Annotated in this window: 5 protein-coding genes; 4 read left to right on the top strand and 1 reads right to left on the bottom strand. The window is 52.5% G+C overall.

Annotated elements, in window-relative coordinates; translation table 11 throughout:
• Positions 1–10: 10 nt before the first annotated feature.
• Entirely contained in the window at positions 11–910 is a 900-nt protein-coding gene (locus TX82_RS10305; protein WP_005010113.1) for a DMT family transporter, read from the top strand.
• 177 nt (positions 911–1,087) lie between these two features.
• Entirely contained in the window at positions 1,088–3,874 is a 2,787-nt protein-coding gene (locus TX82_RS10310; protein WP_237100716.1) for an insulinase family protein, read from the top strand.
• Between the two features lie 79 nt (positions 3,875–3,953).
• On the opposite strand, the gene TX82_RS10315 is transcribed toward TX82_RS10310, so the two are convergent.
• Positions 3,954–5,354, bottom strand: coding sequence for a class II fructose-bisphosphate aldolase (locus tag TX82_RS10315; RefSeq protein WP_005010122.1), 1,401 nt, complete (start codon positions 5,352–5,354; stop codon positions 3,954–3,956).
• Between the two features lie 561 nt (positions 5,355–5,915).
• Here TX82_RS10315 and TX82_RS10320 point away from each other — a divergent pair.
• Positions 5,916–7,985: a universal stress protein gene (locus tag TX82_RS10320; protein WP_005010124.1), complete on the top strand. Its 2,070-nt coding sequence runs from the start codon at positions 5,916–5,918 to the stop codon at positions 7,983–7,985.
• 158 nt (positions 7,986–8,143) lie between these two features.
• Positions 8,144–9,362: ABC transporter ATP-binding protein (locus TX82_RS10325; RefSeq protein WP_042251060.1), on the top strand; the 1,219-nt coding region annotated here is incomplete at its 3' end.

Here is a 9,362-nt window from a genome sequence, read left to right on the forward strand (position 1 = left end):
AGGGAACTTCTTGGCCTCCACCAGTATTGGACTGATCCTGCTTTCCTGCCTGTTTCATGCTTTGTGGAACATACTCACGCAGACCAGTAAAAACTCCAATTACCTGTCCGGACTGAAAGGAGTGGTCATCATGGTGGGCGCGATCCTGTTTCTTGCCACCTCCGGCTCCACCACGGTGCCCGACGAAATGTGGGGGTGGATCGCTGCGTCCGGTGTGTTGCACGGGGTTTATATTCTCAGCCTGTCAAAAGCCTACCAGACACAGGACATTTCGTATGTCTATCCCATTGCCCGCTCCGCCCCCGTGTTCGTGCCGGTGTTTGCGTGGTTCCTGTTGGAGGAACGATTGAGCTTCTCTGCCATGACGGCGATCGTGCTTATTCTGCTGGCCATTTACATACTGCATTTCGACGGTCACCTGATCAGGGGATTCCGCAATTTGTGGGACGCCATCCTGCACAAAGACATGCGCTGGGCATTCATCACGCTGGGCCTGGTGGTGTCATACAGCCTGGTGGACAAACGCGGTATGGAGATATTCATTGCCGCCCGGCCGGACCACGCAATGCAGAATGGATTCGTATTTTTCTTTTTGGAGGCGTTGATCGGTTTCACCCTGTGCAACCTGTACCTGTTCTCGGTCCATTCTCCACGAGAGATCATCTCGGTATGGAAAGCCGAGTGGGGGCGGGGACTGGTGGCCGCCTTGGCGACGGTGGGCTCCTACGGCCTGATCTGCGTGGTGCTTCAGTTTGAAGATGTCAGCCAGGTGGTTGCGGTGCGTCAGGTCAGTGTTCTGATGGTTGTTCTTTGGGGTGTTTTAAAAATGAAAGAATCCTTCGGACCGCAACGTGTTCTCGCCGGGATATTGGTGGTATTTGGAGTGGGCTTGATGGGATGGAAGCCTTGACCCGGGTCTTTAGATTAAAAAGATTTAATCCCATTCCCGCTTTTCGGTTTGCTAAGATAAAAGCGTCGAACGTCTTTGTTCTTCCCGTTTGATTACAAGCGGATTCATTCCCCCCAACGGGTTCTCCGGAGGTGTTTTGTGATGATGCAACGTGTCAAAATCCTTTTTGGAATTTTGATGTCCCTGCTCGTTTTTCTTTCCACCGTTTCCGCGTATGCAGGAATGGACAACCGGGTGACCAAGACCCTGGTATTGAAAAACAACCTTGAAGTGCTGTTGATGAGCGACCCGGACGTGGACCGCAGTGCAGCGGCGCTTTCCGTCGGGGTGGGGCACCTCTACGACCCGAAGGACAAGCAGGGTCTTGCGCATTATCTGGAGCACATGCTGTTTCTGGGTACGGAAAAATATCCGGAGGTGGGGTCTTTCAAGGATTTTCTTACCGCGCATTCCGGTGGAAGCAACGCGTACACGGGCGATAACATCACCAATTACTTTTTTCAGGTCAGCCACGACGGATTTTCCGAAGCGCTTGACCGCTTCGCCGATTTTTTCAGGGCCCCCCTGTTCGACAAGACCTACGCCGAGCGTGAAGTGCAGGCGGTGAACAATGAATTTGAAAAGAATAAATTGCAGGATGGCTGGCGGGCCAGCCACCTGACCAACCAGATCGCAAAGGAAGGTCACCCGATAAGGCACTTCGGGATCGGCAACGCCGAGACCCTGGCCGGGGACAATCGGCCGGCTCTCCTTGAATTTCATAAAAAATACTATTCTGCGCGCATCATGCGTCTGGCCGTGCTTTCCAAGCTAACCCTGGTGGAGCAGGAACGCCTGATCAGGAAACTTTTCTCGGACATTCCGGATCATCCGGTAACGCTGCCGGAGGTCCCGGCGGATTATCGTCCTCCCCTTGACGGTAAATACCGCCTGTTGAAAATCAAAACCATCAAGGACATCCGTTCGCTCAGCCTGGAGTTTCCGACGATCAATCTGGCCGAGCATAAAGAAAGCAAACCTGCTTCCATCGTGGCTACGGTGATCGGGCACGAGGGGAATGGGTCGCTTCTTTCGAAATTGAAGAAGGAGGGCCTGGCCCTGGGCCTGTCGGCGGGCGGCGGGTACTCGCATCCGAACCTGTCCAGTTTTGGCATCAGCGTTTCCCTGACGCCGAAAGGACTGGAACAATACGAGCGGGTCCTGGAAGTGGTGTTCTCCTACATAGAGATGCTCAAAAAGACCGAGTTTGAAAAATACACGTTTGATGAAACGCAGGCGATGGCGGAGATCGACTTCGAATGGAAGAGTCCGCAGGAAGGTATGGGATTCATGGCGGGCAAGGCGGCGCTCATGCAGGACTATGAATTGGAAGAAGTGGAGGAATTGCCGCACCTCTTCAAGAAGTACGATCCGGATTCCTACCAGGCTGTGTTGAATACATTGACCCCCGAAAACATGCTGGTGGTGCTTAAGAGCCAGAACGTGGAGACCGGTAAGGTGGAAAAGTACTTCGGTACGGAATATGCTTTGGCCGAAGTCGCGGGTGAAGGATATGACCGGCTGGTTCATCCGCCCGAGCCAAAGGGTATGGGTTACCCGGAGAAAAACGATTTCGTTCCCTACAATCTGGAGATGGTGGAGGAAACCCCGTCCCTCGTTCGTGATGACGAGTTCGCCAAGGTCTGGTTCCAGTATGATCACAAATTCAAACAGCCTAAAGTTTATATTCGTTACAAAATCGAAACGCCGTACGTGTACGACACGGTGGAAAACCTGGCGCTGTCAAAATTGTACAATCTCGCCATCCACGAAGGGTTGAACGAGTTGACGTATCCCATCAGCCTGGCAGGACTGGTTTACAGCCTGGATATAGAAAAGTCCGGAATGGTGCTTTCGGTGGGCGGGTACACGGAACGTATCAACGACCTGATCAAGCTGGTTGCGAAAAACATGAAAACCATCAAGGTCAGCAATCAGAAATTCGAAAACATCAAGGAAGCGGTTTTGCGGGATCTCCGCAACCGTCAGCTGGGGCAAGCTTACATGCGGGCCTCGTATTTTCATCGCCAGTTGTGGCAGTTAAAGCAATACACGGAGGAGGAAATGCTGGCGGCAATGGAGTCGGTGACGCTGGAGGACGTGCGCGCCTATTCGAAGAAACTTTATGAGCGTGTGTACGTGACCGGCCTGATTCACGGTAACTGGACCGAGGATTATGTCAAAAGCAGTGTGAACATCCTGCTTGCGGAATTGTCCGGTATGCCGTTGCCGGAAGACCAGCGTTATAAAGAAGAAGTGGCGGTGCTGCGGCCGGGTGAAACGGTGCGCTTCTCCAAGCAGGTTCAGGACAACAACAACGCCTTGTATTACACCCTGCAGGTCGGCGAACGCGACATGAAACGGCAGGCCAAGCTGTCGCTGGTTGCGTCTATCGTGGAAAGCGACTTTTACACACAGATGCGCACCAACCAGCAGTTGGGATACATTGTCTGGAGTTTCGAAAACCGGCTGGAGGAACGGCTCTTTTTTAAGATGATCATACAGTCTTCCAACTACAGTCCGTTTGAACTGCAGAATCGTGTTGAAGAGTGGATGAAAAAGGCCGAAGACCTTCTGGATAACCTTTCGGATGAGGAATTCGAAAGGCACCGAAAAAGCATGATCGTGTCATTGCAGAAAAAAGGCGACAGCATCAGCGCGGTGGCGAATGACTTGTATTATTTTGCTACGGAGGAAGATGGAGATTTCCTCTTCAAGGAAAAACTGCTGCAAGCGGTTAAGGGGTTGAGGAAGTCGGAAGTGGTGGAGGCGGGCAAGACCCTGTTTGGAAACCCGCGCATTGCCCGGTCGATCATCCTGGTGCGGTCGAGCGACAACACGGAATCCGTTCCCGACGATGTGCTGACCACAATCGATCAGATCAAGAACCGCCAGGCCACGCCGGTTAGCGTGATTTCGCAGTAAACGGCAATTGGAAAAACCCAAAAAAGAAAAAACCTTCCGGTTCGAATGACCGGAAGGTTTTTATGTATGGTTCAACGGATCAGGCGAACTTCAACTCGTCGTCCAGTTTCGGTTCCGGAGCGGTGAGTGTGACGGATTCCTTCACATACGGATCGGTGTTTTTGGCGTTGAGCTTGTCGAACAGGAAATGGAATTTTTCCTCCAGTTCGTCGCCGATTTTCGTTTTGATGTCTTCCGGAAGGTTCCAGAACCGTTCCTTGTATGGGTTGCCGAAACCCTTTTTACGCGTCTTGTAAATGAACTGTTCGTCGGTCCAGTTGGGTTTCTTTTCCTCGGCAAACTGCTTTCGCAGGTATTCATAGATTTCCTGTTTCAGGTCCTGCGGAAAGTGTGCGCTGTCGTAAATCATGTTCTGGAAGTTGGTGGCCAGGTGGATCTCCGCGGTTTCCAGTTCCGGAAACTTGTGAAACATTTCCGCGGGCAGGGTGGAGGCCCCGTGCTGAACCGCGCCCGCCAGATGATAATCTTCCCGCGCGATCCGGGAAAGGTTCTCCAGCGTCTCGAAATCCAGTTGCACATCGGCGACGGAGCCGTCGGCCAGCGGCACACCGCCGTGCTCGGTTCCGGTCTGGATGGAGATTTTACTGATGGTCTTGTAATTCGGGTTGGCTTTCGCCAGGTTTTCGTTGAAGTTGTCCATGTAGGCACGGAGTTCGTTTTCGTTGCTGTTCTCCTTGCCGACTTCGCCGATTTCCCCGCCCACGGACACCGTCACCCCTTCGGGCTCCAGGTCACGAATGAACTTGGTGAGTTCTACCCCGACTTCAAAATTGAGCCTTTGTTGCTCCTTCACATCCTCCGGTTCCAACGTCACCAGGGTCGAGGTATCGATGTCGATGTTGTAAAAGCCGGCCAAAAGGGCTTCTTCGATCAGACATTTGAGGCCGTTGATCTCCTTGTTGGGATTTTCATGGTATTTCTGGGCGTTCACCTGAAAATGATCGCCTTGGATGAATACCGGGCCCTGGTATTTTTCCCTGATGGCGGCCGCCAGGACCACGGAGGCGTACTCGTGGGGCCGCTGGTGGGTGTAGCCAATTTCAGATTTGGCGATTTCAAAAATGAAAGCTCCTGAGTTGCAAGCCTGGGCGGTGCGGAAAATGGCCCGGCAGGTTTCGTAGGTCAAACCCCGGATGTTGATGGCAGGAACCGTGTAACCTTTGTTTTTACCGGCACCCCGGGCTTCGTACAGTCCCTGAATGGAAGCGGGTACGATTTTCAGCTGGCGGGCCAGGCTTTTGATGGCGAACCGGGAAAGGGCTTTCAACTCCGGATTGGGGTTGAGCACCGCATTATGAACCAGAGAATCGAGGCATTGGCCCCGCAACCGGTCATCGTTTTCCAGATGAATGAGGCCATTGTTGACAGAGGCTGCTCCCTGCATGTGGTAAACAAGATCCTCTTTGGTGGAAAACAGCATCGAATTTTCCTCCTGCACACCTCGCGCCTGCGGGTCGGGTCCCGGAACGCGGGCAATCGTTTGAAAAATGGTCAATTAGGGCGGTTCCAAATGAGGGGAATCTGGGTGGCATCACCGGTCATTCTACCGGTGTCGTAACCATCGGTGGCCAGCGATCACACCACACCCCGGTCGATTTTTCGATTATATACCATATCCCTTTGCCAATGCAGAACGAAAAATTGGAACCGGCCGTGTTTTAAAGGGTTCTTCTGCGTTGTGGAGGGGTAAAATAAAAAATAAAGCCGGGAGAAAGATCAGGAATTCGTCTACACTAAGATAAGGTGATTTCCGACCCCCCTGTGAGACTCCCCCAATGTCTCCGGAGCTTTTAAAAACATTGGGGTTTTTCAGTTGACAGTCCCTGTTTTTTTGTTAGAATTTGCACTAATTTTTGATCCGCGCTGTGCAGGTATGACTCGCATTGGTTGGGACTCTAAGCCAAGACAGAATAAGTCCTTATCTATATAATTTCCGTAGCCAAATTTGCCACACAGGTAATTTCAGGGAGAAAAGAACCCCATGTTTAAAAATATCTACGTTCCGGTCGACAATTCCGACTATTCGAACGAATGCATCGACCTGGCGTTGGAATTCGCCAAGGATACCGATGCCACCATCATCTCCAGCCATGTGTATGCGGCGAAGATGCATGACGTCCGTTTCCGCCAGATGGAAAGCGGCTTGCCGGAAGAATATCAGGACGAGCAGGAGCTTGAAAAGCAGCGGGCGATCCATGACCAGTTGATTACCAAGGGTATGGAGGTCATCACGGATTCTTATCTTGATGTGCCTAAATTCAAGTGCAAGGCCCGCAATATTCCGTTTATTGGCAAGTCTCTGGAAGGCCGTAACTGGATCGAGCTGGTGCGTGATATCAAGGAATCCAAGTATGACCTGGTTATTTTGGGGGCCTTGGGGTTGGGCGCCATTAAGGACAGCCAGATCGGAACGGTGGCCGAGCGCGTGATTCGGCGGGTCAATACCGACACCCTGATTGTGAAGAACGTGCCTGCGATTCATGGCGAGAAACCGTCGAGCGGCAAGATTGTCGTTGCGGTGGACGGCAGCGGCCATGCTTTCGGCGGCCTGAAAACGGGTATCGACCTGGCCCGGAAAACCGGCCGCCCGCTGGAAGTCATTTCCACCTTCGATCCTTACTTCCACTACGCCATGTTCAACAGCCTCACCGGCGTTCTTTCGAAAGACGCTGCCAAGGTGTTCAAATTCGAGCAGCAGGAAAAACTGCACGAGGACATCATCGACAAGGGACTGGCCAAGATTTATCAGTCCCATCTCGAGGTTTCCCGCAAGATCGTGGAAGATGAGGGGCTTGAATGCACCGCCCGTCTGCTGGATGGCAAGGTGTTCGAGAAAGTTCTCCAGTATGCCCGCGAAGAGAACCCCTGGATGCTCATCCTGGGCCGCATTGGGGTTCACAGCGCGGAGGACATGGATATCGGCGGTAACACCGAAAACCTCCTGCGCCTCGTTCCGTGCAACGTCCTGCTCTCCAGCAAAGTGTACAAGCCGCCGGTGGACATGCAGGCGGAGGAAAGCATCGAGTGGACCGCCGAGGCCAAAGAGCGCCTCAAGAAAATCCCGGGCTTCGTTCGCCCCATGGCCACCGCCGCGATTCTCCGTTACGCACTCGAGCGGGGTCACAGCATGATCACCTCCAGCGTCATTACCGAAGCGTGTGAAACCATCCTCCCCGCCGGCGCCATGCAGGCTATGTACAACATCGGCGACCAGATGCGCGACAAGATGGCGAGGGGCGAGGACCCGTTGGAAGGCATGATCGAAGACCGCCAGCGCGACCTCGAAAAGAAATACGCGGAAGAGGTCGCCAAGGTTCAGGCTGAAGAAGGTGCGCAGGTTGATGAGACCAAGACCCTCAAGTGTTCCAGCTGCTCGACCTATCTGGGTGTCGGTACCGTAAAGTGCAGCGTCTGCGGGGCCGAAGGCAGCGCCCTGGTTCCGGTGGATATGTCCGATTACAAGGCGGATGAGGAAGAGCAGAGCGATTCCACCACGGTGACCACTTTCGATTCCACGCAGGTTACATGGACGAAGGAAGCTCAGGATCTGGTGGAGACGTTTCCGCAAGGTCATGTGCGCCGCCGGGCTCATGCGCGTATCGAGAAAAACGCGCGCATCCAGAAAGTCGACACGATCACCAAGGCATTTGCTGAAAAAATTCTCAACGAGAAAGCCGACGGTCGAAAAGAAGCCGCCGTTTCCGACGCGCCCGCCAATGGGAAGAACGGGAATGGTAATGGAAATGGCAACGGTAATCTCAGGGTTTACGGTGACCTCCATCCGTTTGAAGGCAAAAACTTTTCCAAGGGCACAGTCGATCCCAGCCGGTTTGTCTGGACCGAAGAGGCCATCCAGCGGATCGAACAGGTTCCGCAGGGCTTCATGCGCGAAAACACTCGCGAGCGGGTTCTTGACTACGCCAATCATTTCAACCTGACGGAGATTGATCTGGAAACCTGCCAGAAAGGCATCGAAGAGTCTATCAAGGTCATGACCGAGATGATCAACAGCGGGGCGACTCTGGATGACTTTCTGCCGCAAAAGAAATAGAAACTGAAATTTTCAGGATTTATTTCGAAAGGCGTTGCACCGAGTTGCAATCGTTGAATCCACGCAGACAAAGCCCCTGTCCGTTGATGACACGTCAACGGCCAGGGGTTTTTTTGTGATCCCGATAAAGGAATTCTCCTTCCTCCATCCTCCTGATAATGGAAAAGGTAAATATTTACAAGCGACTGGCCCACTACCTCACCCCCTACAAGGGTAAAGTGATATTGACTTTGCTGACGTCCATCTGCGTCGGTGCGCTGTCAACATCACCGGTTCCCCTTGTTCAGCAAACATTCGACAGAATCTTTGTTGAAAAAGATTACTTCATGCTGAAGATGTTGCCACTCATCGTCATCGCCCTCTATGTCGTGAAAGGCGGACTGCGCTACCTGCAAAGTGTCATCATTTACCAGATCGGTTGGGAACTGGTGGCGCGCATACGACAGGAAATGTTTGAACACGTTCACAGGTTGCCCTATGGTTTTTTTGAAAAAGACACTACAGGGCAATTGATGTCGAGGCTGGTCAACGATGTCAATGCCATGTTGCTTTCGCTCACCAAATACATCAAGGACACAATCCAAAACGTGGTCATGTTCTTCGGTCTGTTGTTCTGGGTTTTCTGGTTGAAGTGGGACTGGGCTTTGATTGCCATCTTCATCATTCCCATCGCCATACTTCCTACGGCCACCGTAGCAAGAAAGCTGAGAAAGCTGGGGAGGCGCGGGCAGGAACTGCTGGCGGATATCAATTCCACCATGCTGGAATCGATTTCCGGCATTAAAGTTGTTAGGGCATTCGGACTTGAGGATCAGGAAAATAAGAAACTTAACAGGCACAACGAGGATTTCCTGGAAATCATGAAAAAGGATGTGCGGTATACCGAGTTCACATCCCCAATGATGGAGGTGCTGGCGGTACTGGGCGGCGCTGCGGTGCTCTGGCTCGGGGGGCTCCAGGTGCTGGAAGGAGAAATCACCCAGGGCGCGTTTTTCGCGTTCGTGCTTGGTATGTTCATGATGTACGATCCCATGCGTATCCTGTTCAAAACCTATACGGATTCGCAAAAGGCAGTGGCCGCTGCGGAACGCGTTTTTTCTGTGTTGGATACAGAGGAAGAAAAGGCCAAAGACGGAACCATCGAGCTTAAGGAGTTTACTGATCGTATCGAGTATAAAAACGTGGGGTTCAAGTACCCGACGCGAGACACGATGGTATTGAAGGATATCAACCTGATAGTGAAAAAATCCGAGGTGCTCGCCATTGTCGGGATGAGCGGTGCTGGAAAGACCACTCTGGTGGATCTGTTGTTCAAGTTTTTTGCTGTGACTAAAGGCGAAATCCTGATCGACGGCGTTAATATCAACGACATAACCG

Source organism: Nitrospina gracilis 3/211, from assembly GCF_000341545.2.
Lineage (GTDB): Bacteria > Nitrospinota > Nitrospinia > Nitrospinales > Nitrospinaceae > Nitrospina > Nitrospina gracilis.